Source organism: Ralstonia psammae (assembly GCF_958405935.1).
In the GTDB taxonomy this organism is placed as follows: Bacteria; Pseudomonadota; Gammaproteobacteria; order Burkholderiales; family Burkholderiaceae; genus Ralstonia; species Ralstonia psammae.
Genome location: NZ_CATZBU010000055.1, coordinates 1 through 641 on the forward strand (window position 1 = coordinate 1; position 641 = coordinate 641).

Sequence of the window (641 nt, forward strand, 5' to 3'; positions counted from 1 at the left end):
TACACCACGTTCGGCGCCTGGCGGCACATGAATTCGATCGCGTCCTGGTCACCGAGCCAGTCGGAACCCTTGACGGTGTCGTAGAAGTGATAGTGCCAGTTGTCTTCGCTCATGTTGCCCAGCGAAGCACCGATACCACCCTGCGCCGCCACGGTGTGCGAGCGGGTGGGGAACACCTTGGACAGCACCGCCACGGAGAGGCCGGCTTCTGCCAGCTGCAGCGATGCGCGCATGCCCGAACCGCCCGCACCGACGATCACGACGTCGAATTTGCGGCGCGGCAGCCCAGTCTTGACTGCGACCATGTCTTAAACCCTCCAGAGAATCTGAGCTGCGTAGCCCGCACAACCGACGAGCCACAGAATCGTCAACACTTGCAGCGTCAAACGCACTGCCACGGGCTTCACGTAGTCCATCCAAATGTCACGCACACCGATCCAGGCGTGATACGTGAGCGATACGAACGCCAGGAACGTCAGCATCTTCATCCACTGGTTGGCGAACAGCCCAGCCCAGCTTTGGTACGACGTGTCTTTCGAGAGCAGGAACGCAGCCAGCAGCACGATGGTGTAGACCGCCATGATCACGGCGGTGACGCGCTGCGCGAGGAAATCCTTCAGGCCGTAGTGCGCGCCGACAAC

2 protein-coding genes are annotated in these 641 nt (G+C 61.3%); both read right to left on the reverse strand.

Features of this window, described 5'->3' with window-relative positions; translation table 11 throughout:
• The coding region (locus R2N16_RS25450) for an FAD-dependent oxidoreductase (RefSeq protein ID WP_316669829.1) at nucleotides 1–305 on the reverse strand (305 nt) is incomplete at its 3' end.
• A gap of 3 nt (nucleotides 306–308) precedes the next feature.
• Nucleotides 309–641 (reverse strand): succinate dehydrogenase, hydrophobic membrane anchor protein (gene sdhD / locus R2N16_RS25455; RefSeq protein ID WP_316669831.1); only part of this gene is annotated, 333 nt, incomplete at its 5' end.